General features: G+C 47.3%; 21 protein-coding genes. 7 read left to right on the plus strand and 14 right to left on the minus strand.

Annotation, left to right across the window (positions count from 1 at the left end; genetic code table 11):
• The first annotated feature begins 239 nt into the window (after positions 1 to 239).
• Positions 240 to 1,400, plus strand: coding sequence for a fasciclin domain-containing protein (locus tag DXN05_RS20600; protein ID WP_116849186.1), 1,161 nt, complete (start codon positions 240 to 242; stop codon positions 1,398 to 1,400).
• 190 nt (positions 1,401 to 1,590) lie between these two features.
• On the opposite strand, the gene DXN05_RS20605 is transcribed toward DXN05_RS20600, so the two are convergent.
• Both DXN05_RS20605 and DXN05_RS20610 read right to left on the minus strand, forming a co-directional pair.
• Positions 1,591 to 2,259, minus strand: coding sequence for a gluconate 2-dehydrogenase subunit 3 family protein (locus DXN05_RS20605; protein WP_116849187.1), 669 nt, complete (start codon positions 2,257 to 2,259; stop codon positions 1,591 to 1,593).
• A gap of 29 nt (positions 2,260 to 2,288) precedes the next feature.
• On the minus strand, positions 2,289 to 4,028 hold the full coding sequence (locus DXN05_RS20610; protein WP_116849188.1) for a GMC family oxidoreductase: 1,740 nt from the start codon (positions 4,026 to 4,028) through the stop codon (positions 2,289 to 2,291).
• 202 nt (positions 4,029 to 4,230) lie between these two features.
• Here DXN05_RS20610 and DXN05_RS20615 point away from each other — a divergent pair, with 202 nt between their 5' ends.
• The 3 genes from DXN05_RS20615 (at position 4,231) to DXN05_RS20625 (ending at position 9,834) form a co-directional block, all read left to right on the plus strand.
• The gene (locus DXN05_RS20615; RefSeq protein ID WP_116849189.1) at positions 4,231 to 5,754 is read left to right on the plus strand and encodes a hypothetical protein; all 1,524 of its coding nucleotides are present in this window, start codon (positions 4,231 to 4,233) and stop codon (positions 5,752 to 5,754) included.
• 333 nt (positions 5,755 to 6,087) lie between these two features.
• Positions 6,088 to 7,317, plus strand: coding sequence for a 4-hydroxy-3-methylbut-2-enyl diphosphate reductase (locus DXN05_RS20620; protein WP_116849190.1), 1,230 nt, complete (start codon positions 6,088 to 6,090; stop codon positions 7,315 to 7,317).
• A 141-nt stretch (positions 7,318 to 7,458) separates the two neighbouring features.
• Positions 7,459 to 9,834, plus strand: coding sequence for an ABC transporter permease (locus DXN05_RS20625; RefSeq protein ID WP_116849191.1), 2,376 nt, complete (start codon positions 7,459 to 7,461; stop codon positions 9,832 to 9,834).
• Positions 9,835 to 10,062: 228 nt separating this feature from the next.
• On the opposite strand, the gene cmk is transcribed toward DXN05_RS20625, so the two are convergent.
• From cmk to DXN05_RS20640, 3 genes are all read right to left on the minus strand, one after another.
• The gene (gene cmk, locus DXN05_RS20630) at positions 10,063 to 10,755 is read right to left on the minus strand and encodes a (d)CMP kinase (RefSeq protein WP_116849192.1); all 693 of its coding nucleotides are present in this window, start codon (positions 10,753 to 10,755) and stop codon (positions 10,063 to 10,065) included.
• Positions 10,756 to 10,906: 151 nt separating this feature from the next.
• Complete coding sequence (locus tag DXN05_RS20635; protein ID WP_116849193.1) at positions 10,907 to 11,536, minus strand: LolA family protein; 630 nt, start codon at positions 11,534 to 11,536, stop codon at positions 10,907 to 10,909.
• A 251-nt stretch (positions 11,537 to 11,787) separates the two neighbouring features.
• Entirely contained in the window at positions 11,788 to 14,463 is a 2,676-nt protein-coding gene (locus DXN05_RS20640; protein WP_116849194.1) for an FtsK/SpoIIIE family DNA translocase, read from the minus strand.
• A 52-nt stretch (positions 14,464 to 14,515) separates the two neighbouring features.
• Here DXN05_RS20640 and DXN05_RS20645 point away from each other — a divergent pair, with 52 nt between their 5' ends.
• The gene (locus DXN05_RS20645) at positions 14,516 to 15,556 is read left to right on the plus strand and encodes a ribonuclease Z (protein WP_245975264.1); all 1,041 of its coding nucleotides are present in this window, start codon (positions 14,516 to 14,518) and stop codon (positions 15,554 to 15,556) included.
• A gap of 134 nt (positions 15,557 to 15,690) precedes the next feature.
• Here DXN05_RS20645 and DXN05_RS20650 read toward each other — a convergent pair whose 3' ends face one another.
• The 7 genes from DXN05_RS20650 to DXN05_RS20685 form a co-directional block, all read right to left on the minus strand.
• On the minus strand, positions 15,691 to 16,848 hold the full coding sequence (locus tag DXN05_RS20650; protein ID WP_116849195.1) for a M28 family metallopeptidase: 1,158 nt from the start codon (positions 16,846 to 16,848) through the stop codon (positions 15,691 to 15,693).
• 28 nt (positions 16,849 to 16,876) lie between these two features.
• A complete protein-coding gene (locus tag DXN05_RS20655) occupies positions 16,877 to 18,013 on the minus strand; it encodes an alpha/beta hydrolase-fold protein (protein ID WP_158559373.1) in 1,137 nt (378 codons plus the stop codon).
• 79 nt (positions 18,014 to 18,092) lie between these two features.
• Positions 18,093 to 18,983, minus strand: a complete 891-nt coding sequence (locus DXN05_RS20660; protein WP_116849197.1) for a glycerophosphodiester phosphodiesterase family protein — start codon at positions 18,981 to 18,983, stop codon at positions 18,093 to 18,095.
• A 768-nt stretch (positions 18,984 to 19,751) separates the two neighbouring features.
• Positions 19,752 to 20,636 (minus strand): 4-hydroxy-tetrahydrodipicolinate synthase, encoded by an 885-nt coding sequence (gene dapA, locus DXN05_RS20665; RefSeq protein ID WP_116849198.1) that lies wholly within the window; start codon positions 20,634 to 20,636, stop codon positions 19,752 to 19,754.
• A gap of 200 nt (positions 20,637 to 20,836) precedes the next feature.
• Complete coding sequence (locus DXN05_RS20670) at positions 20,837 to 21,808, minus strand: acetyl-CoA carboxylase carboxyltransferase subunit alpha (RefSeq protein ID WP_116849199.1); 972 nt, start codon at positions 21,806 to 21,808, stop codon at positions 20,837 to 20,839.
• A 220-nt stretch (positions 21,809 to 22,028) separates the two neighbouring features.
• Positions 22,029 to 22,994, minus strand: a complete 966-nt coding sequence (locus DXN05_RS20680; RefSeq protein WP_116849201.1) for a YihY/virulence factor BrkB family protein — start codon at positions 22,992 to 22,994, stop codon at positions 22,029 to 22,031.
• Between the two features lie 10 nt (positions 22,995 to 23,004).
• Complete coding sequence (locus DXN05_RS20685; RefSeq protein WP_116849202.1) at positions 23,005 to 23,796, minus strand: mechanosensitive ion channel family protein; 792 nt, start codon at positions 23,794 to 23,796, stop codon at positions 23,005 to 23,007.
• Between the two features lie 362 nt (positions 23,797 to 24,158).
• On the opposite strand from DXN05_RS20685, the gene DXN05_RS20690 reads away from it, so the two are divergent.
• Positions 24,159 to 24,431, plus strand: coding sequence for a hypothetical protein (locus DXN05_RS20690; protein ID WP_147314015.1), 273 nt, complete (start codon positions 24,159 to 24,161; stop codon positions 24,429 to 24,431).
• A 3-nt stretch (positions 24,432 to 24,434) separates the two neighbouring features.
• On the opposite strand, the gene DXN05_RS20695 is transcribed toward DXN05_RS20690, so the two are convergent.
• Positions 24,435 to 24,698: a hypothetical protein gene (locus DXN05_RS20695; protein WP_116849204.1), complete on the minus strand. Its 264-nt coding sequence runs from the start codon at positions 24,696 to 24,698 to the stop codon at positions 24,435 to 24,437.
• Between the two features lie 318 nt (positions 24,699 to 25,016).
• On the opposite strand from DXN05_RS20695, the gene DXN05_RS20700 reads away from it, so the two are divergent.
• Positions 25,017 to 25,505, plus strand: a complete 489-nt coding sequence (locus tag DXN05_RS20700) for a low affinity iron permease family protein (RefSeq protein WP_116849205.1) — start codon at positions 25,017 to 25,019, stop codon at positions 25,503 to 25,505.
• 14 nt (positions 25,506 to 25,519) lie between these two features.
• Here DXN05_RS20700 and DXN05_RS20705 read toward each other — a convergent pair whose 3' ends face one another.
• Positions 25,520 to 26,308 (minus strand): DUF2231 domain-containing protein, encoded by a 789-nt coding sequence (locus DXN05_RS20705; protein WP_116849206.1) that lies wholly within the window; start codon positions 26,306 to 26,308, stop codon positions 25,520 to 25,522.
• Positions 26,309 to 26,519 lie beyond the last annotated feature (211 nt).

A 26,519-nucleotide genomic window follows, 5' to 3' on the forward strand; every position in this document is an offset into this window, starting at 1 on the left:
TGCTGCAACCTGTTTCGCTTTGTATAATACCGGTGCCTGTAATACCTGCAATGATTGCATTGTTCATTAGCGGTAAATGCACCAGCATAATAACCGGAAAACGCCGGCAGGGTTCGCTTTTGCTTAAAATAATGTGCCTGTTTGAAACGTGCATTTGTTCTGTTGAAAAAACTTATGCACCCTGTAAACAAAAACAAATACTGCCAGTTTTACCAAATAGTTAACAATACGATTGTTGTATGAAAAAGTTATTGCACCAGGGATATATGGTTGTAATACTATTGTGTGCAGGTATAGTATTCGCCGTAACATCCTGTCGTAAGGAAGCAGCCGACCAAACACCCGTGGTACCGGTTGCAAATGATGAAGTACTCGAAGCCCAGGTTCGCAGCGAAGGATTAACGTACCAGAATCAACTGCCCGCCAACGCCCAGTCCCAGGCCATATCTATTAATGAGCAGCTTGCACAGTCTGCCGATATCAGCAAGAACGCCCGCAGCAGCGCCACTATCTACTACATTGCCAGTCATATTTCTTTGTTCAGCGCATTGACGGCCGCTTTAAATGTTACCGGTTTAAATACTGCGATTGATAATGGCAAAGCCACTTTAACGGTGTTTGCCCCTACCGATCTTGCTTTTGCTTTACTGCCTGCGCCGTTTAACAAGGCCAGTTCCATCTCTAAAATTACCGATGCCAACCAGCTGGCTGTTTTAAAAGCCCTGTTGTTGTATCATGTGTTGGGAACAGAAGTGGGATATAAAGATATCACACCCGGAAGAAGCCAGGCAGCAACACTCAAACCCAAAGGTGCATCTAACGACAACACGGTGTACTTTTCAAAAGACCTGGGTTTAATCGGCATCAACGGTAAAAGCCTGGTGCTGGTGCCCGATGTGTATGCAAAAAACGGGGTGATACACGTTATCAGCAGTGTGCTGGCCTTCCCGGTAACCAATATTGCGGAGGCTGCAATCAGCAATCCCAATCTCAGCACCCTGGTCGCAGCACTGGTTAAAACCAACCTGGCGGGTGTATTTACAGGCAATGGTGATTATACCGTATTTGCACCCACCAACACGGCATTTGCCAAAATGCCCGCGCCCTATAACTCTGCTGCCAATATCAACGCCATTACCGATGCCAACCAGGTGGCCACGCTCACCAACATTCTGAAATACCATGTGCTGGGCAGCCGCTTCTTTGGCAGCGATCTTGGTTTCTTTGACGAACATACCACCCTTGCCGCTGCCCCCAGCAACCACATCAATACCGTGGCTGCATTCCCTGTGGGTTACGTAAAAGGAATTGCCAACAAGGGATACAATTATATTAACCCCGGCAACATTCTTTGCACAAACGGCGTGGTGCATGTAATACCTAATGTGCTGATGCCGTGAGAGCCATCGAAAATCGAGAATCGAGAATCGACACGTCGAGACTATCTTAGCGAGTACCAAATTCGAGAATCGAGAATCGACAGTCGAGATGATCGTAGCGAGCACAAAGAACAGATTGAACAATTGAACTATCAAACCATTGAACAATTGAACCTACTGCATAAAAAAGGCCCGGTTAACCGGGCCTTTTTTATGCAGTAAAGCTGATACACTCCTTCAGTTCCTTTTCGGTATAAGCCAGGTTGTATTGCTTCAGCACATCGTCGGGAACACCGTTCCACTGGTTGGGTTTGTTACCCATGTAGCCGATGTCTTTTACGCCGATTTCTGAAGTGTAAAAACCCGAGGCAGTGAGGTTGCGCATCAAGCTGAAAAAAGCAACACCGGCTTTGAGCTCGGGTTTGGCTTTTTCGGGATAAGCGATTTCATCTACCATGGCAATCTGCTGCTGCTGGCTGCATTCGCGGAATGTTTTTTCATACCGGTTCAGGCATTGCAGGTCAAGCCAGCGCAGGCCACCACGCATGGGTACCTGGTGCTCTTCTTTTTCCTTTACGATAAACTCGATAAAGTCGGGCACTTTGGCGTCAGAGGCAGAGCCGCTGATTTCATCGCGCGGGATAATGATGTCACCCAGTATGGTGATGGTGGCCATCTCATGCTCGGTGAAAAATTTATTCGCTGTGATTTGCTTGTAATGTGCTACTTCTTCCTTCATGCGGTCGAGGTTGCCTGCACTAAGGTCGGCCGCGGCTTTGGCTTCCGCACCTTTTTTATCGCTGGTTTTACAAGCCTCCAGCAGCGCGCCGGCAGACACGGTGCCTACCATCAATGCTTTGAGGGATTTTCTTCTGTCCATTGTATAAACGATTTAGCAGCGTAAGAAAATTAAAGGTTTTGTTTCTTCATTTCATCAATGATGTATTCGCTCGCGCGCATAGACAATGCCAGGATAGTCCAGGTAATGTTCTTATCGGCCTGCGATACAAACTGTCCGCCATCTACACAAAACAGGTTCTTCACATCATGTGCCTGGCTGAATTTGTTGAGTGCTGATTTTTTAGGATCACTACCCATACGTACCGTACCGGCTTCATGGATGATTTTACCAGGCGTGTGCAAACCATAGTTGTTTTCAGGACCATCGTCGTTGCCCCATACAGAAATAGCGCCCATGTTGTGCAGTATTTCCGCAAAGGTTTCTTTCATGTGTTTGGCCTGTTTAATTTCATGGTCGCTCCATTTTACGTTAAAACGCAGAACAGGGATACCAAACTGGTCAACCACATCCGGATCAATTTCGCAATAGTTGCTTTCAAACGCAATGGCTTCGCCCCTGCCCGCCATACCTACGTGTGCGCCGTAGAAATAACGGTAGTCTTCTTTCAGTGATTTACCGTAACCACCGGCAGGTTTTGCCTGCCCTTTTACTGCATGCTTGCCATTGAGGTTTTCAATGCCCCAGCTAAAGCCGTACAGCGGCATACCAAAACCACCGCCGTATTCAATATGGTAACCACGCGGAAAATCGAGCTTTTTGTTATCCAGCCACCATGGCGTATACACGTGCATACCACCAACGCCATCTTCGTTGTAGCGTTTGCGGTCGAACAGTGCGGGAATTACACCACCCATATCGGCGCCTGTGCTATCGTGCAGGTATTTACCTACCACGTTGCTTGAGTTGGCCAAACCGTTGGGGAAGCGCTGTGATTTGGAGTTGAGCAGCAAACGTGCGCTTTCGCAGGCGCTGGCAGCCAGTATTACCGTGCGGCCGTACACCTGGTACTCGTTCATGTCGGTTTTATCTACATACGATACACCGGTAGCCAGGCCATCATTATTGGTTAATACTTCACGTGCCATGGCATTCACCACCACGTCTACATTACCTGTAGCAATAGCGGGTTTTACCAGGACGGAAGAAGAAGAAAAGTCAGCGTACACCTGGCAGCTGCGTCCGCATTGTGAGCAGAAGAAACACTGGCCGCGTTCGTTGTTGATTTTCTTGGTAAGAATAGATAAGCGGGAAGGAATAACCGGGATGCCTGAAGCCGTGCCTGCCTTCTTGATCATCAGTTCGTGCAGGCGGGGTTTTGGCGGAGGAAGAAAATGACCGTCAGGATCGTTTTCCAATCCCTCGTTGGTGCCAAACACACCAATCAGCTGGTCAACCTTGTCGTAATAAGGTTTTACATCTTCGTAACCAATCGGCCAGTCATCGCCCAAACCGTCAATACTTCTTCTTTTGAAGTCACGCGGTCCAAAACGCAATGAAATACGACCCCAGTGGTTGGTACGGCCGCCTATCATACGGGCGCGAAACCAATCCCATTCTGTTCCGGGTGCATGGGTATACGGTTCACCGTCTACTTCCCAACCCCAGTAACAGGCGTCAAAATCACCAAATGGCCTGAACCTGGTGCTGGCACCGCGCCTGGGTGAATCCCACGGGTTTTTGAGCTGGGTAACATTTTTTTGCGGGTCGAACATTGGTCCTGCCTCAATCAGGCAAACTTTCAGTCCTGCGTTTGCTAGTGTGTATGCTGCCATGCCGCCGCCGGCACCTGAGCCAACAATAATGGCATCATACTTTTTGGATTGTTTTTTGATTTGGAAATCCCCCATATAACGTAGTGTTTATCGCGTTTATGCCGCTAAACCGCACCCGGAACTGCCTGCTTGCCATAGGGCAAATCACTACGAGCTGATTTTTTCAGCAGGTATGGCAGCAACGAAAGTTTTGGATTAGCAAGGCATGAAAGTAAGATTTTAAACCGACATATTTAACGCATCCTTATTTTCGCAGCATGAACAACCCTGCAACTGCATGAGAACACACCTTTCCTTTATTTCACCGCGCCTTAATTATGACGCGCTTTTTTTTGCACTGGCGGGGTTTATGCTGGTTCAGCTGTTTGCACACTATGGCGGCATTGGCATTTCGCCCGATTCGGTTGTGTACACCAGTACAGCCCGCAGCATTTACGCGCATACCGGCATCCGCGATTACAATCACATGCCGCTGATTGATTTTCCCGTTCTATACCCGCTGTTCCTGGGTACCGTTTACCGCATTACCGGCGTTGACCCGCTGCCTGCAGGCCCTTATATTAACGGCGCCCTGTTCGGTATGCTTATTTACCTCTGCGGCTGCATGATGCAACGCTGGAAGTACAACAACCGCTGGTACAAGATTTTCATTCTCGGCTGCATTACCATCAGCCCCGCACTGCTGGAAGTATATTATATGCTATGGAGTGAAACCCTGTTTATTTTTCTCAGCATCGTTTTTATGGCACTGCTGCGCCGGTATTGCAACACGCACAGCATCCCCTCCCTGCTGGCCGTTGGCTTCTGCGCCAGCACTGCCTGTATTACCCGTTACGCAGGGGTTACGCTCATCGGCACCGGCGGCCTCATACTGCTGATGGACAATACCCTGCCCTGGAAGAAAAAAGCAGCGCATATTATCCTGTTCGGCTTTACGGCAATTTCGCTGCTGGTGATTAACCTGTACGTCAATTTTGGCTATTCGCATACATTAACCGGACCGCGTGAAAAAGGCATTACGCCTTTCAGCGCCAACCTGCATTATTTCAGCACGGTTATGTGCGACTGGCTCCCTTTTATGCGCAATCATTACGGCATTGCCAGTCTTATCGGCGGCGCACTGGTAGCAGGCAGCGCCTGTTTGATCGGCTACCGGTGGCTGCGCAATAAAAATGTGCGCAGTTACGAAAACATTGCCACTGTTTTCTTTTTCGGCTATGCGGCTTTTATGCTGCTCTCTGCCACTATTTCCCGCTACGAAACCATTAACAGCCGGTTATTATCTCCCCTGTATATCCCGCTGCTGTGGACCTTCACCAGCTGGGTACCGGTTGTGTTTAAGCGCCTGAACCGTACGGTACGCGTGCGGCTGGGTGTTGCCTTAACCGCAGGAGGTTTGTTTTTCTGGGCAGGGGAATATGCTTTTTCCCGTTACATGTACAATGAAGTGCGGGACTTCGGCATTGCCGGTTACACTGATGACAGCTGGCGGTTAAGTCCGTTTTGCCAATACCTGAAACAGCACCATGAATTGTTTAAGCCCAATTATTCCATCTTCTCCAATGCCAGCGACGCCCTGTATTTTGTAACCGGTGTAACAGGCATTTCCCTGCCGCACACCAATTCGCCCGGCGATATCAATGATTACGTTACGAACCCTGAACATTACGTGGTATGGTTTCGCAATGTAGATGACCAGGACCTGCTGAGCGAGCAATACATCAGGCAAAGCAAACATACAGAGGTAGTGTACGAGACGACGGATGGTGTGGTGTACTGGTGTACGGGGCCGGGGAAGTGAGGAAAGCCGTCAAGAATCGAGAATCGACAGTCGAGACTATCTTGGCGAGTATTAAAATAACCAGTATACTTATCGCCGGAGGCGATTTAGCACAAACAAGCTTGCAGCTCGTAGCCTGAAGCTTGCAGCTGCTTTCCAGTCGAGACTATCTTAGCGAAGCGACCGGTGGAAATGGTACTGCCTCAGGCTAGCGTCTGAACAGGCTATCAGCTAGCAGCTTGTAGCTTGCAGCTGTTTTAAAGCTTGCAGCTGTTTTAAAGCTTGCAGCTCGTAGCTCGAAGCTTGCAGCTAATTCCTACCTTTGCACTTTCTTAAGACCCGGAGAATCGTTTTATGAAGCAGTTCAATGTTCCGAATATATACCGCAGCGGCTTAATCAGTGCCATTAAACAAAAACGCAAGCTGGATGACAAGCTGAAAAAGGATTTCACTCCCACCCTGCTCGATTTTGGCCACCTGCATATTTATCTCGCCCGCCATTTCGGTTTCTGTTATGGCGTGGAAAACGCCATTGAAATCGCTTTCCGTACCATTGAAGAGAATCCCGGCAAACGGATTTTCCTGTTGAGTGAAATGATCCACAACCCACAGGTAAACGCCGACCTGGAACAACGCGGCGTACAGTTTTTACAGGATACCTACGGCAAACAGCTCATCCCGTTTGAATCGCTCACGGCTGAGGATGTGGTGATTATCCCGGCCTTTGGTACTACCCTCCAGATAGAAAAATTATTGAACGATAAAGGCATTCATACAGAGCGCTACAATACCACCTGTCCCTTTGTAGAAAAAGTATGGAACCGCAGTGAACAGATTGCGCAAAAGGGTTACAGTATTGTGGTGCATGGTAAGCCCAAGCACGAAGAAACACGCGCTACTTTTTCACACGCCTCTTCCCACACGCCTACGGTGGTGGTGAATGATATGGCAGAAACCATTTCGCTTGCACAGTACATTACCGGCGAAAAACCCGCGGCAGACTTTTACAATGAGTTCAAAGGCCATTACAGCGAAGGATTCGACATTACGCGCGACCTGCAGCGTATTGGCGTGGTAAACCAAACCACCCAGCTGGCTACCGATACCCAGGCTATTGCCGAATACCTGAAACAGGTAATGCAGCAGCAGTTTCAACTGAACGATCAAAATATCGGCGAGCGCTTTGCCGACACCCGCGACACGCTGTGTTATGCCACCAACGATAACCAGACAGCCGTAACCGGCATGCTGCAGACACCCGCAGATATTGCCATTGTGGTAGGTGGCTACAACTCATCCAACACTTCGCACCTGGTAGAGCTGTGCGAACAGCAACTGCCTACGTATTTTATTGACAGTGCAGATAAAATCATCAGCCGCAACGAAATACGCAATTGTAACTGGCGCACCAAGGAAACCTCATTGCAATCTAACTTTTTGCCTGCAACCGACCCGGCAAGGATACTGATTACCAGCGGTGCCAGTTGCCCTGATGCCCTGGTGGAAGAAGTAATCCGCAAGCTGGCGGGGTACTATAACACCGAAAACCAGGTTGATGCGCTGATTACCGCCTATGGCAACTAGAAAAAGAGGACAGTCGCTGTATCAAAAGCGTACAAGCGGAGACTGGCCATCACCTCATTATGCATTCATTTTCAGCAACTTGAAAGATCGGTACAACATTGGCCCTGGTTTTCACGACCCCTATGGGTTAAAACTAAGCTTATGTTCAGAAACTATCTCAAAACAGCCTGGCGCAGCCTGCTTAAAAACAGGTTTTACTCGTTACTCAATATTTCCGGTTTAACGGTGGGGCTGGCCGTAGGCATGCTGATACTGCTGTGGGTGCAAAACGAAATGAGCTATGATCGTTTTCATGCAAAGGCATCCAATATATACAGTCTGCAGAACATGGTGGGCACCGGTACCAGCAGGCAGATATGGACCGTTACAACCGCACCTATTGCAGAGATGGCCAAAAAGGAATTGCCCGAGGTGAAAGATATGGTTCGCCTTACCGGTAATGGCTGGTATTCGCAGTTTACGTATAAAGACAAAGTTTTCCAGGCAACCAATTGCTCGTTTACCGATCCCTCCTACTTTACCGTATTTGATTTTAAACTGCTGAAGGGACAGCAGTCAACTGTGTTTGCAGATCCGCATTCAATAGTGATGAGCGCCGGTACGGCGAAGAAATATTTCGGGGATGAAGACCCTATTGGCAAGGTAATTAAGGCAGACGACCCGAACCAAACCCCTTTTACCGTAACCGGTGTGATGATGGATTACCCGGAAAATTCCACCATCAAGAATGATCTGCTGCTGCCTATGTCGTTACGCGCGCAGCTGGGTTATGCCAACAACAAAGAAGGCAGAACCATTTACAACGACTTTATCCAGTTTAACTATACCACATTCCTGTTGCTGCGCGATAACGTGAACCTCGGTAAGCTATCTACCCAGCTGCGCAATATTCACCTGCGCAACAAGGCAGACGATACCGACATAGAATACCTGCTGAACCCGATCTCCAAACTGCACCTGTACCGTGCAGACGGCTCAGACGGTGGTATTGACACCGTGCGCCTGTTCGGCATTATTGCCTTGCTGATACTGGTTATTGCCTGCATCAATTACGTAAACCTGTCTACCGCGCGCTCTATGCTGCGTGCGCGTGAAGTAAGCATGCGTAAAATTGTAGGCGCTGCACGTATGCAACTGTTTATCCAGTTTGTGGCAGAAACTACGCTGCTGTTTTTGTTTGCCACCGTGTTTGCCGTTGTACTGATGTACCTGCTGCTGCCGGGCTTTAACTATATCAGCGGGCAAACACTGGCCATGCATTTCAACAACTACCATATGTGGCTGGTAATAGGCTGCACTGTTTGCGGCACTGTTGCGGCATCCAGCATTTACCCTGCCATACTGCTCTCTTCCTTTGAACCGCTGAAGGCATTGAAAGGAAAAATATCTGCCCGCATCGGCGATGTATTGTTCCGCAAAATACTGGTGGTAACACAGTTTGCCGTTTCGGTGATATTGATTACAGGTACTTTTATCATCAGCAAGCAGCTGGCTTATATTCACAACAAACAGCTTGGTTTTGACAAGACCAATGTGTTTGCCCTTTATATGCGCGGCATGAACCAGCATTATGATGCGGTTAAAGCCGATTTACTGAAACAACCCGGCGTACTGGATGTTACGCGCGCCATGGACAATGTGGTGGATCTGAATAATCAAACCGGCGACAATGCCTGGGATGGTAAAGGCCCCACAGAAACCATGATGATGTACCCGCTGGCGATAGATCATAACTTTATCCCGTTCTTTAATATGCAGCTGCTGGAAGGTAAAAATTTCAGCGGCACTCCGGGAGATTCTACCCATTTTATCCTGAATGAAACGGCTGTACGCAATGCGGGCATCAAAAGCCCTATCGGCAAGCGGTTCAGGCTATGGAAAACCGAGGGTACAATCATTGGTGTGGTGAAGGACTTTCATTTCGCTTCGCTGAAAGAGAAGATTGAACCTTCCATCTTTTTCTATTCGCCCTCATCCGCTTCCTTCCTGTATGTTAAAACCAATGGTACCGGCGCTACGGCAGCCATTGCCGCGGTGGAACAGCAATGGAAACAATACAATGCGAAATACCCGTTTCAATATGCGTTTCTTGACGAAACGTTCAATAAGTTATACAGCAACGAACAACGTACAGGCTCGCTGTTCCAGGTTTTTGCAGGCATTGCCATTCTAATTTCCTGTTTGGGATTGTTTGGCCTGGCAGCCTACACTGCCCAGGTACGCACACGCGAAATAGGCGTGAGAAAAGTACTGGGCGCAACAGTAACCATGATTGTGCAGTTGCTGGTGAAAGACTTTATACAACTGGTGTTACTGGCCATTGTTATTGCCACGCCGGTGGCCTGGTACATTATGCACAACTGGCTGCACCACTTTGCTTACCAAACCAATATCAGCTGGGTGGTGTTTCTTATATCAGGTGCTATTGCGGTGTTTATCGCCATTGCTACTATCGGATTCCAGTCGGTAAAAGCTGCCCTGGCCAACCCTGCCAGGAGTTTAAAAACAGGAGAGTAAAACCGTACTAAACGCAAAAAATACAAAGGCCGCAAGGGACAATGAAGTTACCCTTTGCGGCCTTGTTGTTGGTAGCTGATAGTAGCTTTTAGCTGCAAGCGCATAGCTGCAAGCTTGTTTAGTGTAAATCGCCTCCGGCAAAAAAGTATAATACTCGCTAAGATAGTGTCGATGTGTCGACTCTCGGAATTAGTACTCGCTAAGATCAATCATGACTTACGCTGATCCCTACACATGCTGCACCTGCTGCAGCTTTTCTTTTGCCCAGTGCAGGGCTTTGTGCAGCTGCTCATCGCGGGTAAGGTTGCTGTTGTCGAGTACAATTGCATCGGCTGCCTGGCGCAGGGGACTAACCTCGCGGTTGCTATCGATATAATCACGCATTTCCAGGTTGTTCTTTACTTCCTCAATGGTGATCTGGGGATTCTTTTCGAAGAGCTCTTTAAACCTGCGCTCTACCCGTACTGCCGGGTCGGCGGTTACAAATATTTTGAGTTCAGCCTTCGGGAATACGGTGGTGCCAATATCGCGGCCATCCATTACAATACCTTTCTTTTTACCCATCTGCTGCTGCTGCGCTACGGCAAATTCGCGCACTTCGCGGATGGTGGATACAGCACTTACATTTTCACTCACCAGCATATCACGTACCAGCAATTCCACGTTTTCATCGTTCAGGTAAATATCGCTTCTGCCGGTTTGGTCGTTGTACTGGAAGCTGAGATTAATTTCACTCAATGCCTTTTCTACGTCTTTCTTTTTTTCCCAGTTAATGTGGTTGCGCAAAAAGTACAGGGTAACGGCACGGTACATGGCACCACTGTCAATAAACACATAGTTCAGTTTCTGCGCCAGCTGACGGGCCAGTGTGCTTTTGCCGCATGACGAAAAGCCATCGATCGTGATAATAATCTTCTTCATCCATTGCAAAAATGCACCAAAATATCCAATGTGCGCAGGGCAGAAAGCACGAATTGCGAAAATTTCACAGTGGCCCAACGGCAGTTACAGGAAATAAAAAACCGGGCGGTTATGCCGCCCGGTTCATATTAATATTATTTACTATTCAATACTACTGGATCACTTCAACACCAGGGTGCTTTTTAGGGTCAAATTCAAACTTGTTGTCTGCCAGCGCTGCATTGGTGTTTACATTAGACAGTACAAATTCGATGGTATTGTCGCTTTTGTCTAGTACCGCCGCTTTGGTGATCATGCTTTTGACTTTGTCAACGTATACGGTTACCTGTTTGAAATTTTTACGTTTATCCACCGGTGTCAGCAGGATTTCATTATAGGTGCCTGCAGCAGAAACCAGTTTGTAGCTGTAATCTTTATCGTAAAAGGCATCGGACAGTATTTTGTTAGGACTTAATGATTTTGAATCATTATCAACTGGCGTAACGGTTACTTCATTTTCACCATTAAAGTTCCAGGTCTGGGCGCCGTTGCAGAAAATTTCTGTCGCACCCTGTTTGATGTAATATTTCTGTCCTTTAATGCTGATGTTACCGTTTACTGCATTTTTCTTCGCGTTCTTTTTGTCTTTGGTGATGTAGGTAAAATTGGCTGTTACACCTTTAAAGGTTTTGAGTTTGGCACTTACACCATCCAGAATTTTTTTTGCATTGGGGTCGTTCTGCGCCTGTACCAATCCTACTGAGCCTGCTACCAATAACAATAAAACGTACAACTTTTTCATCTGTATTGTTTTTCTGATGCGCAAAGATAGTCAAAGCGCATGCCAACCCGAAATAACAGTTAAAGCTTTTAACATTTATCCCGTTCATTGGCAATGCATTACTTTATATCAACAATGGCCAAAACCCTTTCCCTGCAAGCATTTCCGGTGTTTGCAGCAAAAAAACACCGCCGGTAGAAACGGGTTCTCCGGCGGTAAATGTGATACAATTAACTTACCTGCAGCATTGCACGGCAGGCGTGTTTATGTTGTTACAACAATGTTGCGAGTATTTCTTCCAGGTCGCTGTCGGTTTTAACCATCACTTCGCGTGCCTTGCTGCCCTGGTTAGGCCCTACAATACCGGCTGCTTCCAGCTGATCCATCAAACGGCCTGCACGGTTATAGCCCAGCTTCATCCTGCGTTGTATTAACGAGGTACTGCCCATCTGGTTCTGTACAATCAAGCGTGCAGCATCCTCAAACAGCGGGTCGCGGTCGCTGGCATCAAAATCGCCGCGGTCCATTTCCTTTTCATCCACATACTCCGGCAGCAGGAAGGCTTGCGGGTAACCGCGCTGGTCGCCGATAAATTCCACCACGCTTTCCACTTCGGGGGTATCAACAAAAGCACATTGCAGGCGCGTAATTTCACCATTGTAGCTGATAAGCATATCACCCTTGCCAATGAGCTGCTCTGCACCACCTGCATCGAGAATGGTGCGGCTGTCTATTTTAGAGGATACCTTAAACGCAATACGCGCAGGGAAGTTGGCTTTGATGGTACCGGTAATAATGTTCACCGATGGACGCTGTGTAGCAATAATCAGGTGAATACCTACCGCACGCGCCAGCTGCGCGAGGCGCGCAATCGGCATTTCCACTTCTTTGCCTGCGGTCATAATCAAATCGGCAAACTCATCTACCACCAGTACAATAAACGGCAGGTATTGATGCCCTTTTTGCGGGTTGAGTTTGCGTTTAATGAATTTCTCATTGTACTCTTTGATATTGCGGCAACCGGCTTCTTTCAGCAGATCGTAACGGTTGTCCATTTCAATACAAAGTGCATTGAGCGTATAGATAACTTTCTTGGTATCGGTAATGATGGATTCTTCTTCACCGGGCAATTTGGCGAGGAAGTGTTTTTCAATTACACGGTACAGGCTTAACTCTACTTTCTTGGGATCTACCAGTACAAACTTCAGCTGTGAAGGATGTTTTTTGTACAGTAATGATACCAGCAGTGTATTAATACCAACTGATTTACCCTGGCCGGTAGCACCCGCCATGAGCAAGTGCGGCATGCTGGCAAGGTCAACAATAAAGTTTTCGTTATCGATGCGTTTGCCAATAGCCACCGGTAATGAAAACGCCGTGTTTTGGAACTTGTCAGACGCCAGCAGGGTTTTCATGCTTACCACGCTTTTGCGCACATTCGGTACTTCAATACCGATGGTACCTTTACCGGGTATCGGCGCAATGATACGAATGCCAAGTGCTGCAAGGCTTAATGCAATATCATCTTCCAGGTTTTTGATACGGCTGATGCGCACACCGGGTGCAGGCACAATCTCGTACAGGGTAACCGTAGGACCAACTGTTGCGCTGATGCGCTGGATGGCGATATCGTAGTTCTTGAGCGTAGAGATGATCTGGTTTTTATTGGCCTCCAGCTCTGCAGGGTCGTGTACAATTTTATCGCTGCCATGTGTTTCCAGCAAATCCAGTGATGGATGTTTGTAATCCCGCAGGTCAAGCGTAGGCTCATAGTTGGCCATGGGTTTCACTGCAACAGGTGCTTCCTCTTCGGGTTCTTCTTCAGGCACCTCTTTTATTACCAGTTCTGTTGCTGCTGCAATTTCTTCGGGTGTGGGCTTTTTAGAACGCGGTTTGGGTTCCGGCTCAGGCTCCGGTTCTTCGGCTTCTTCCTCTTCATATTCCTCTCCGGCTTCTTCATCGTATGCTTCTTCTTCAATTGCCTCTTCGTCTACGGGTTCATCATACGCCTCTTCTTCGTATTCCGCTTCTTCGGCTTCTGCTTCGTTATTGATCTGCAGGGTAAGATGTTCAACAGGTTCAGCAGGCAGTTCTCTTTCCACCACATCAAACTGCGTTAACGGGTCTTGCGCAGCTACCGGTTGTGAAGGCGGTATTACTACCACGTTCTTTCCATCTTTCTTCAGTTTATTGGGAACAGCAGGTTTGTTCTCTGCTGCAATGGCTGTGTTTGTTTCCGTTGGTTCCCCTGCTTCTGCGGGTACAACACCCAGCGGTGCAATTACTGGCCCTGCAGGTTCTGTTGCCTGCTTCACCGGTTTGGGTTTGCGCTCAGGCAAACGGAAGGTTGGATTGAAGCGCCAGATGACATAAGCAAACACAGAGAAGATAAGCAGGAAGCCGGTACCGGTTTTACCGATCCATTTCTCTACCCATGCATCCAGCAGTTCGCCCATGGCACCGCCCCAGGGAAAAGCATTGCCACTGGTAAAAAATGCCAATGCTACACTGAGCACCAGCAAACCAACCAGCAGATATTTGAGGTTTTTGGCCAGACTGAATACCTTACGTCCGAAGAGCAGGTTTACGCCCAGCACAAAAAAGAAAGTACAGAACAGGAAGGAAGACAAACCAAATCCCTTGTAAATAAAAATATGTGCCGTATAAGCACCCAGCACCCCCAGCAAGTTGCTTACCCTGATATCGGAAGTGCTGAAGATTTTTGCACCGAATTGAAACACCTTATCCTGGTCTTCCTGCCAGGTAAACAGGTACGAGCTGAATGCGATAAAAAGAAATACAGCAAAAAGCAAACTAACGGCACCTGCAATTTTGTAGGTGCGTTCGTCTTTCACAATCTCTTTCACCGTCACCTCCACCTCTTTTTCCGGTTTCAGTTCATCGGGATTAGGGGGAGGCGGCGTTTTCGTTTTTAGTTTATTTGCCATGTGTTGCGATAACAGGCAAATATAACGGGAAATCCAACAAATTTAGTATTGCTTGTGTAGTAAAACTATCGGCATCAATTTTTCATTTAATATTGCTGTAATTACAAACGGCGGGCAGGTGTTTGCAGCAGGTATGGCAAGGGCCCTGCCGTTATTATTCTTACATTTATTTCAATTGTTCAGCATGCTGTTTGGCGTAACCATACTGGGAAATAATTCGGCGATACCGGCTTACGACCGGCACCCCACGGCACAGGTTGTTACCCTGAACGAGCAGTTGTTTTTGCTGGACTGCGGCGAGGCCACACAAATGCAGTTAAGCCGGTACAAGGTGCGCAGAAGCCGCATTAATTACATTCTTATTTCGCACCTGCATGGCGATCATTATTTCGGGTTGATTGGTTTAATTACCAGCATGGGGCTTTTAGGCCGCGAACATCCGCTGCATATTTATGCGCCTGCACCACTTCAGGGTATACTGCAGGCACAGCTTGATGTGGCAGCTATTGTGCTGCCCTTTCCGCTGCACTTTCACGCCCTGCAGCAGGAAGGCGTGCTGGTGGCAGAAGATAAATTTTCGATTGAATGTTTTGCTGTTTACCATCGCATTGAATGCTGGGGCTTTATTATCCGCGAGAACAGGAAACCACGCAAGATCAATAAGGAACAGGCCCTTGCCTACAATATCCCCGGTTATTTTTATGAACGCCTGAAGAACGGCGATGATTATGAACCCCGCAATGGTGAAACGGTAAAAAACGAATGGGTAACCATCCCGAATACACCGGGCCGCAGTTATGCCTATTGTGCAGATACGATTTTCAATCCCGAAGTAGCTGCGAAAATAAAAGGCGTTACCATGGCTTATCATGAAGCCACCTATCTCGACAACCTTATTGAACGGGCAGCCAACCGCTTTCATTCTACATCCAAACAAGCTGCCACCATTGCCCGGCTGGCCGGCATCAAACAACTGCTCATTGGCCATTTCAGCAGCAAATACGAAGCCCTGGAACCTTTCCTTACCGAGGCCCAAAGCATCTTTCCCAATACCCAGCTGGCCCTTGAAGGGGTGAGTTACCGGATCTTGTAGGATGGTTCGATGGCTTGATGGTTTTATTGTTCTGTGGTTTGAAAATTTCGCTACGATCATCCCGACTGTCGACTGTCGATTCTCGATGCCTTTTTCACTCACGACTGACGATCGGACTTGCTAAGATTCATCATTCACTGTGCCAGGCGCTTTACAAACTCCTTCAGCAATCCTGAAAGACCATTGATATGATCCAGTGGCAAGGTAGCGCCGCGATCAAACACATCATGATAAGCTTTGATGCCTCCCATCGTATACAGGAAAAAGGCAGGCACGCCCTGTTCTGAAAACCAGTAATGATCACTATTCGCAGCCTTGCCCCTTGCTTTTATACCGGGCAGGTAACCGGCTTTATTGTTGATGGCCTGCAGCTGTGCAAACGCAGCCGGGTATTCGGTTGCATTCACCACTGTAATGCCTTCTGTGCCTGTTCCCTCCAGGTCGAGGTTGAGCAGGAAACGGATTTGTTTTAAGGGCACCAGCGGGTGTTCACTGAAGTATTTGGAGCCTACCAAACCTGCCTCCTCCCCTGCGAAACAAATAAACCCGATGCTGCAGTGTTGCGGATGCTGCGCATAATAACGCGCCAGCGTAAGCAGCAGGGAGATGCCGCTGGCGTTATCATTGGCACCCGGGAAATAGGTATCCTTACCCATACCGCCGAGATGATCGTAATGGGCGGTAATAAAAATAACGGAATCGGGATACAGGGTACCCTTTACTACACCGGCTATGTTAGCTGTAGCAAAGGAATGCACCATTTTGTTGTCAATATCAGCGGTAATGGTCTGCGGTGTTTCGGGGAACCTTTTTTTATCCAGCTGGATAAGGGTAAAATCGGCCTGCTCCTGTTCTGCACTCCAGGTGAGTTTGTCTTCTTTCATCACCATAATGCGGTGTGCAGGGTTTACAAACTGGTTGGTATCTGCAGGCACCAGGCTGCCATTGCCCTTTACGCCCCTGCTTTGCGGCGCTACAATATAATCCACACCGGGCTGCAGTTTTTTGCCATTGATGCTTACCTCCATAGCGCCGGGAAAAGTGTTTACCGGGTAGCTGAAGGGCTGCGTAAATGCTTTGCCGTTTAATGGCTGCAATTGCATGTTGCGGAATTGCTGCTCCAGGTAAGCGGCTGCTTTCTGCATACCATTATTGGTATAACCGCGCCCCCAGAAATAGGTGCCGGTGAGCGTATCAACTACGCTGCGCGCAAAAGCACTGTCTGTTTGTGACAGCACCGGTTTGCAGCAACAGGCAGCAGGCAAAAGTAAAAGCAGGAACTTTCTAAACATTGTGTATGGGATTTGTACCGCCATCATTTTACTGTACCAGCCAGCGATAGAATGCAGGAAACTCTTTGCGCCATGCCGCTTCATTGTGTTCACCCAGCGGGTAAAAGCTGCGTCGTGTGTCGTAGCGGTTTTTCTTTTGAATAACATCCATCAGCCTGTCCATGGCAGATACAGAGGCATTGCCTTCCTTACCGCCGGTGTAGAAATAAAAACGCGGCATAGATGTCCAGTTGGTTTGCTGTGCATCTGCACCCAGGCCAACGGCAGTATCCAATGCCGGCGACAATATACCGGCCACACCAAACACATCAGGGTATTTCATTACTGCATACAGACTGATTACACCGCCCATGCTGCTGCCGGCCACCCAGGTATGTGCAGGATCTTTTACGGTGCGGTAATGCATGTCTACAAAGGGTTTCAGGGTTCTGGCCAAAAACTCTGCATATTGTTTGCCTTCACCTTTGCCATATTGCGCATTGTCGTAAGGGTTGTATTCGTTGATGCGTTTTTCAGCACCACCGGCTATGCCTACCACAATACATTCTTTGCCGGTTATTTTCTGCAACGAATCCAGGCACTCATCTACCCCCCATTCGCCGTTTGCAGCGGTTTGTTCATTAAACAGGTTTTCACCATCCTGCATGTACAATACGGGGTATGATTTGCCTTTGGTTACATTATATGATTTGGGCAGGTACACCCATATACGCCTGGTACGGTTCAGTTGCGGTATGGCAAATGCAGAATCAAGCCAATGCACCTGTGCGGTTGCGGTAAAGGGTTTGGGCTTATCGGGATAATCATCTTTCCAGCCGGGTATCTGCACATCAACCGATACATCAGCACCGGCCACTTCCACCACGCGGTTGTCGATGTCTTCTCCTTTTGCCGTGGTTTCTACTTTATCCAGTCCGCCGCGGGTGAATTTAAATTCATACTTGCCGGGCTGCATGTCTTTCAGCACAATTACGCGTCTCGTAGGACCAAAGGGCTTCAGTTTATACTTGGTATCATCGGGTGTCCAGTTGTTGAAACTGCCGGTAACATAAATATCATCCTGTTTTTTGGTGGCGATGGAGTTCACCACAAAGCGAATGGAAAACTGTGCCCAAACAGGTGCACAGGCACTGCATAAGAACAAGACTGCAAGTATCTTTTTCATGGATTGAAAATAGGTCAAAAAAACCATACCCTGTATGGAGTATGGTTCACAAATCATATTGCATGGTATCAGCGCCAGGCTACTGGTAGCTGCCAAACAGCTTTACCAGCCTGTCGGGATAGTCAGATATAATACCATCCACACCCAACGCGCTCATGGCTTTCATATCGGCTTCTTCATTCACTGTCCAGGGCAATACCTTTACCTTGCTGTCGTGTGCCTGTTTTACCAGTGTTGCATCTACCAGTTTATAGGCCGGACTATAAATCACCGGTGTAAAACCCAGCCGGGTAATATTGGCTTCAAAACCATCCTTGTTTTCTACCAGCAATGCAGTAACCACACCGGGATCGGTCTTATGCAGCACCTGCAATGTTCTGGGGTCGAACGATTGTATGGTTACCCTTGGTGTAATGCCTTTTTGTTTGATCACCTGCATCAGCAGCTGTACAAACACATCGGGTGCAGGATGATAAACACCATCACCTGCGGGCTGGCTTTTGGTTTCAATGTTATAATACACCGGCTTCAAATGATGCAGGCGCACATAGGCTTCTACTGAATCGATCAGCGCGGCCAGCGTAGGTTTATAGGTAGCCAGTTTTTGCTGCTGCGGAAACTGCGGGTAAAACAAAGTACCTTCTGTAAAACGGCGGATACTGTCGTACGGCATTTTGTACAGCGCGTATTGTTTTTCTTCTGTTTTTTCAATATGCGAACCATCGGGTTTCAGCATAATAACACCATTCATGTACGGATCGTGTGATACCACTACCTGGTTATCGGCACTGATACCGCAATCCAGTTCCAGCGTGCGCACACCCAGGTCAACAGCGTGTAACATGGCAGGGATGGTGTTTTCAGGCATTAGTCCGCGCCCGCCGCGATGCCCCTGTACATCAAGTGCGGGTTGTGCCATGGCAGCCGTGCTGCATACCAGTGAAAAAGCAAAGAGTGTTTGTTTAATCATACTGCAAATTATTAAAATACGGCAGGCGGCCTTGCGGCCGCCTTTATTTTTCCGTGTTACTTGTCCAGGAGCGTTAGGGTTGTATAAATAATCTTGGATAGACTGTGTTGCCGGTTAACAGGATGTACTCTTTTGTTAACGGCACTAAATTGCAGTAATTGTTTGATAAATGAAGCGGCACGCATATTATGTGAATGTTATGTATGGAAGTGAGCCGCTTCGCGGCATGTATAGAGATGCAGCCTTTAGCTGTTAGCAATTAGCAGTTAGCTGCCATAAATAAAAAAAGAGCATCACGCTCTTTTTTCAGCTGCAAGCTTCAAGCTGATAGCTACTAGTTTGTTTAGCGCTACCTCCTGCGGCAGAAGTAGCACTATTAAAATTCGCTAAGATAGTCTCGACGTGTCGATGTCTCGATTCTCGATCTGGCACTCGCTAAGATAGTCTCGACTGTCGATGTCTCGATTCTCGAAATTCGTACTCGCTAAGGATGCAGCCTTTAGCTGTTAGCAATTAGCAGTTAGCTGCCATAAATAAAAAAAGAGCATCACGCTCTTTTTTTCAGCTGCAAGCTTCAAGCTGATAGCTACTAGTTTGTTTAGCGCTACCTCCTGCGGCGGAAGTAGCACTATTAAAATTCGCTAAGATAGTCTCGACGTGTCGATATCTCGATTCTCGATCTGGCACTCGCTAAGATAGTCTCGACTGTCGATGTCTCGATTCTCGGAATTGATACTCGCTAAGATCACCCACGACTGACGATTTCTCTTACAACTTCTCCAGGCTCTTGCCTATTTTGTCGTAGAGCGCATCGCTTACCGGCGTTACGGGCAAACGAAGCTTGTTTTGCAGCAGGCCCTGGTGTGCCATATAGGCTTTAACACCGGCGGGATTGTTTTCTGCAAACAACAGGTCGTATACGTTTAAGAGTTTTTTGTTGATGGCATTGGCAGCATTGAAATCATTTTTCAGGCTCAGGCGTACGAGTTCTGAATACTGTTTGGGCAGTGTGTTGGCAATTACGCTGATTACACCATCCATACCGCAGGCAATCTGGGGTACACCGAGTGAATCGTCACCGCTTACCACCAGGAAGTCTTCCGGTGCATCGCGCAGTATCTGCATAGCCTGCATCATATCGCCGCTTGCTTCTTTAATACCGGCAATATTGGGCACATCTTTAGCGAGGCGAACAGTAGTATCCGCAGTCATATTACGGCCTGTACGGCCCGGTACATTGTACAGCAATACAGGCTTGGGCGATACAGCTGCCAGTGCTTTGTAATGCTGGTAAATACCCTCCTGCGAAGGTTTGCTGTAATATGGGGCAGCGCTTAATACAGCGATGGCCTTATCAAGCGGATAGGTTTGCAGGTCGCTGATAATTTCAGCAGTATTGTTGCCGCCTATGCCTACCACCACAGGAACGCGGTTGTTTACTTTATCGTAGGTATAGAGAACGATCTTTATTTTTTCTTCTTTGTTCAGCGTTGGTGTTTCACCGGTAGTGCCCAGTGTAACTACGTATTCCACACCGCCATCAATTACATGATCAATTACTTTTCCCAGCGCATCATAATCTACCTGGAAATCGTTGGTAAAAGGTGTCACCAGTGCCACACCGGTACCTTTCAGTTGTTGACGCAAAGACATATTTTGGTTATAATGCAGAAGCCGGTTTCAGTTGACAAGGCAACTGTGTTGCCGGCAGCTATGTTAATGAATTAATCCCGGCATTCACCGGGGTTCAATTGCTCCATAGGTTAATGGTTTCAGACAGACCCATCTGTTCAGATTGAACAATTGAGCTTTTGAACGTCTTGAACTTTTGAACTATTGAACTTTGATACGGTTTACAGTTCATCCCAGAAGCCCATTTTACAGAATTTGTTAATCCTGTTGCTGATGCGCGTATCAGGCGCCACCTGCTTGACTTCGGCCAAAGCCCTGAGAATGGATATCTTCATTAATTCAGCTGCACCTGCATAATCCCAGTGTGCACCGCCGGCTGGTTCAGGAACAATTTCATCAACCAATCCGAAATTTTTCATATTGGTGGCAGTGAGTTTCAGCTGTTCGGCTGCCACTTCTTTTTTCTCCCAGCTGCGCCACAGAATGGTGCTGCAGTTTTCAGGAGAAATCACCGTGTACCAGGCGTTTTCCATCATCAGGATTTTGTCGCCCACACCAATACCCAAGGCACCGCCACTGGCACCTTCACCGATAATTACGCAGATAACAGGCACTTTCAGGCGCATCATCTCGTAAATATTGCGTGCAATGGCTTCACCCTGTCCGCGCTCTTCGGCTTCCAGGCCAGGGAACGCACCGGGTGTATCTATTAAAGTAACAATCGGCTTATTGAATTTCTCCGCCAGTTTCATCAGGCGAAGCGCTTTGCGGTAACCTTCGGGGTTAGGCATACCAAAATTGCGCAGCTGGCGCATCTTGGTGTTCGATCCTTTCTGCTGCCCGATAAACATCACGGTTTCGCCATCCAGCTGTGCAAAACCACCCACCATCGCTTTGTCGTCTTTTACATTACGGTCGCCATACAGCTCCATAAAAGCGGTGGTCATTTTCTCAATATACTTCAGGGTATAAGGCCTGTCGGGGTGACGGCTTAACTGTACACGCTGCCAGGGCGTAAGATGGCTGGTAATATCCTTTCTTTTATCATCAATCGCGTCTTCCAGTTTGCGTATACTGTCAGACATGTCGATCTTGCTTTTCTCTGCCGTCTGCTTAAGTTTATCAATTTCTTCGTACAAAGTTTTGATCGGCTGCTCAAAGTCTAAAAACTGTCGGTTTGGATACTGCGGCATAATACGTTTAAAACTGTTGGGCGGTAAAATTACAGGTTACAGCATATATGATGAAGTAAATCTTTTAAATGCGCACATATTTTGGCTGCCCCGCAGTTTATTACAGGTAACAGCAGCTTTTACTGCCCTCCTGCACTGCTACAAAAATAAACCGGTCGTACCGGTCGCTGAAAAGCAATTAAACCACACAACAAATTAACAATCAATTTGTTAAACTCCATTATTTCTGTTCCTTCAGCTCCGGGTGCTGTAACGGCAGGGTATTTACATCGTGCTCAATTTCGTGTTGTTCTACATGCACAGCATAGTCTGCCGGCTGAATACGGGTGCCGTATGTTTCGCTGTATACCTGCGTAAATTCGGCGCCGAGGTAAAAAATAACGGCGGTATAATAAATCCATACCAGCAGAATGATGATCGATCCGGCTGCGCCGTAGGTAGAGCCGGTACCTGTGGTAGAAATGTACAGGCCAATCAGGTAACGGCCCAGCATAAAGAAAACGGCTGTAACCAGGGCGCCGGTACGCACATCGCGCCATTTGATTTTTACATCAGGTAAAAATTTAAACATAATGCCAAACAGCAAGGCTATCACGATAAAGGTGATCAGCATATTAATGATGCTCATAAGTACCACAGCCACATCCGAAATATAGCGGGATAGTATGGCACTCAATGCATCCACCAATCCATTTACAATTAAAGATGCAACAAGCAGGAAGCCCAGGGAAATAATCATTGACGATGATAACAACCGGTTTTGCAGGAACTTAAGCCAGCCTTTCTTGGGTTTGGCGCGCACCCGCCAGATGATGTTGAGTGAATCCTGTATTTCTATAAACAGGCTGGTAGCACCCACTATCAATATTATAATGCTGGTTATCAGTGCCATATGGGTTTTACCTGAAAATTGTATGTTGCGGATGATATCCTGCACCTGTTTGGCTGCTCCTGCACCAATCAGGTCGTTCAATTGCTGGAATACCCGGCCCTCAATGGCATCCTGGCCAAAGAAAATACTCGCCAGCGACATCATGAGCAACAATAGCGGCCCCAGGGAAAATATGGTAGAATACGCCAGGGATGCGCTCAGTTTAAACCCATTGTCTTTTGAAAAGCCCGAAAAGGAGGCCGTGAGCAGCTTCCATCCCTTGCCAAATGCCTGTTTGGTAAATATATTTTTCATAACGCTCGCTTTACATTCCCGGCAGTTTTACCCCGCCGTTTTTTAAATCATCTACCAATTGCTGCTGAAACAACAGTTTGTCATCCATAAAACCGTGTGCCCTGGCCCATGCATTTACAATAACCCGGTAGCCATCAGGCTCTATCAGCGATACACCTACCCGCACTTCCGATTCTTTCATTACTGCCTTGCTGTTGGCTGCCGTTTCGCGGATAATTTTTTCTGCTGTGCTGTAATCGCTCGGGAACGGCAGTTTTATTTCGATATCCATGCGGCGTTTGCCTTCTTCGCTGAGGTTAATGATGAGTTCGTTGGAGAGTTTGCTGTTGGGTATAATGATAATGCGGTTGTCGTAGGCCGTCATCACGGTATAAAAAATTTCAATAGCGGTAATGGTGCCCTCCTGCCCCTGCGCAATAATGTTGTCGCCTACACGGTAAGGCTTCAGCAGCAATATCAATACCCCGCTGGTGAAGTTCTGCAGCGTGCCTGAAAGGGCCAGTCCGGCTGCCACACCAAAAGCAGCAATGATAGAGGCGAATATGGTGAGCTGCAGGCCCATAATCTGCATCACCAACAGAATAAGCAATACCTGCAGGGTTACGTAAAACAGGCTGCGGAAGAACATTTGCAATGAGGCATCAATGTTTCTGCGGTGCATGTAATTGCCCGATTTGCGTTTGAGCAGTCGTATCAGCCACTGTCCCAGCGCAAATATCAAAACGGCAATAATAATACGCGGACCAACAGTAATCATCCAGTCGTAGGCGCGGTCGTACAATTTTTCCAGGTTAATGTGCATCGGGTGTTCTCATTTTATATAAACCGGAAAAAAACTGTGCCAGATGCAACACAGTACCAACGGTAACAGTTACCTGCAGCAGATTGGGAGCAACACGCATCTACCCTTAAGCGGGTGACAGCATTTCAAATAAGAGGCAGACCGGGCACCTGTGATATTAACTGGGTTGTACACGGTAGAATGGCCGCAAACAGCGGTAGATTTAATTGGTATTTTGGCGCAATTGTACTAGCTTTAATCATGTTAATCCCGCTGTTACCTGCTAAGATGAAACACCACTCCGGCCCTACGAACTAACTCCATCAGCTGCAATGCTCCCTCCTTAAAAAATGAATCATTTTTCACCTGAAAAACGCGTCAGCATGCATGCATCCCAGCAAGAAGACACCCAGTCTTTCACAATCGACTTCAGAGGATTCCTGTTATCAGTAATGCCCGGGGGCGCCGGTAATTACCGCATTACCTTCCCCGACCACTCGGTGGTAAACCTCGAGAAAAAAGAAAGCCGCTTCCATATCACAGATGCCCAATTGTCTGAGTACCTGAGTTATTTAGCGGCTTATGAATGCAAGATACAGGAAGTTGGCGGGCTGATAGAGCAGCATAACCAGGCCACACATCACCACACCAACTAAAGTTTATTTATCATTTAACCAGATAGCGCGCCACAAATTGGCTTCAAACGCAGGCAGGTTGTTGGCAGCGGCTACGGGATGCTCTACAGCATTGCCCAGGTTGAGGCGTTGTGCACACAATACAATGCGTTTGCTTTGATATTGTTTGATTAATGTATTGGCAAAAAAGTTAACGATGTAAACATTGTCTTCTTTATCTTTCAGCTTCTGCACATAACATTCATAGTTATGTCCATCGTATTCAACTTGTACAGTGAAGTTTTTCATGTTATATCCGGCTAATAATTAATGAACAATAGGGTTTTCAAATGAATTTACGAAATTTTGCGCTATTTCGCGCACTGCCTGTTCAATCACCTGTATCCGGTTTAATTTCAACAGTTAACATAGTAAACAGTCTTTTAATTAATTACCAGCCATTACCGGTGCCCGTCCCTGCATTTTTCTCCGTGGCAGAAATACCTCCGCAAATCATTTTATGCGCACTGCATTTAGCGGAATGATGTTTGAATTTATTTTAGCAGTGCAACAGTTTGCTTCAACAGCGGCAACCATTGCACCGTAAACCTATAATGACAAATCCATATGCGCTCCAAAAAATTATTCGACAAATTCTCCGGCAAAGCCACGAAGGTTACAGGCAGTTCCACCGCCTTTATTGTAGCCTGTTTAATGATCGTAGTATGGGTTATAACAGGCCCCATCTTTCATTTTTCAGATACCTGGCAACTGGTGATCAATACAGGCACTACCATCATTACTTTTTTGATGGTATTTGTTATCCAGCAAACACAGAACAAAGACACCCTTGCCATCCATCTGAAATTAAACGAGCTGATAGCAGCCAATGCCGCTGCCAGCAACCGTTTGATTGATGTGGAAGACCTTACGGAAGAAGAATTGAATATGCTGAAAACATTTTACGTGCAACTCACTAAAATGGCCAAAAAAGAAGTCAATCTCAATTGCAGCCATACTATTGAAGATGCCGCATTAAACACGCAGTCTAAAATGAAACGGTTTAAAAAAGAACACCTGGAAGCCGAACCTATTGCTAAAAAGAACAAGCAATAGTAACGTCGTAATCGTTACTCCAGTGTCACATATACTTTTCCATCGTGCTCTGATACAGGATATACCGGTATTGCTTCTTTTGCCGGGCCGGCTTTCACGGCACCTGTTGTAACACTGAACTGTGAGCCATGCCATGGACATTGTACCGTACCGCATATCATTGCACCATCTGCCAGTGAGCCGCCTTTGTGTGAGCAATGATCATCAAAAGCAACATATCCTTCTGCAGTTTTACCAATGGCAATGCGTTTGCCGTTAATGATTACCAGTTTCAGCTGGTTCACCTTTAACTCGCCCGAAGCCGCTACCACAAAGCTTTTGCCGGGTGTATCAATCAATTCCTCTTTCCATTTCCCGGCTTCTGCATACAGGTTATGTACAGCAATCTGGTTGCGGTATACCAGGGTGCCGCCCATCCAGCCGGCAATGGCCATGCATGCAAAGCCTGCTGTTTCAAGCAGCAGCAAAACAGTGATATGGGCATTGAGTGATTGGCGGTAGATACAGGCAATGGAAAACATTATCGTCATACCAATATTCAGCAAACCATGACTGGTAGCCCTTTTTTTGGCAGAACTCTCCGGCGGTACCACGCGCAGGTAATCAATAAAACCGGGCACTGCAGCTACCAGCGCAGTGAATATGCCCAATACCTGCAAATGATAGGCGGTATCAAAATAAGGCGCGTGATCACTGAACGCGCCCCAGCAATCGAAAAACAAAGTACCGGTGAAAAAAGCGACCGGGAACACAATGAGTATGGGATGCAGCGGATGCCCCTTTATATTGGCCTTGCTTTGCATAGGCTAGCGTTTTAAATGAGGTAAATATTAGTACACCATTCAAATACAGCACCATATGCCCTGCAATCGTTAACGTTTGCTTAATGACCATTTTTGCAGCAGTTGTGTAGAATGAATACCACTGCCCTTTCCCCGTTTGTAGACATTTTTTAGCCCGGAAGGCAGAATGCAGAAAGTCCTGGGATATTTTCTGCCGTAATGAATTATTGCA

This window comes from Deminuibacter soli (genome assembly GCF_003412455.1).
In the GTDB taxonomy this organism is placed as follows: domain Bacteria; phylum Bacteroidota; class Bacteroidia; order Chitinophagales; family Chitinophagaceae; genus Deminuibacter; species Deminuibacter soli.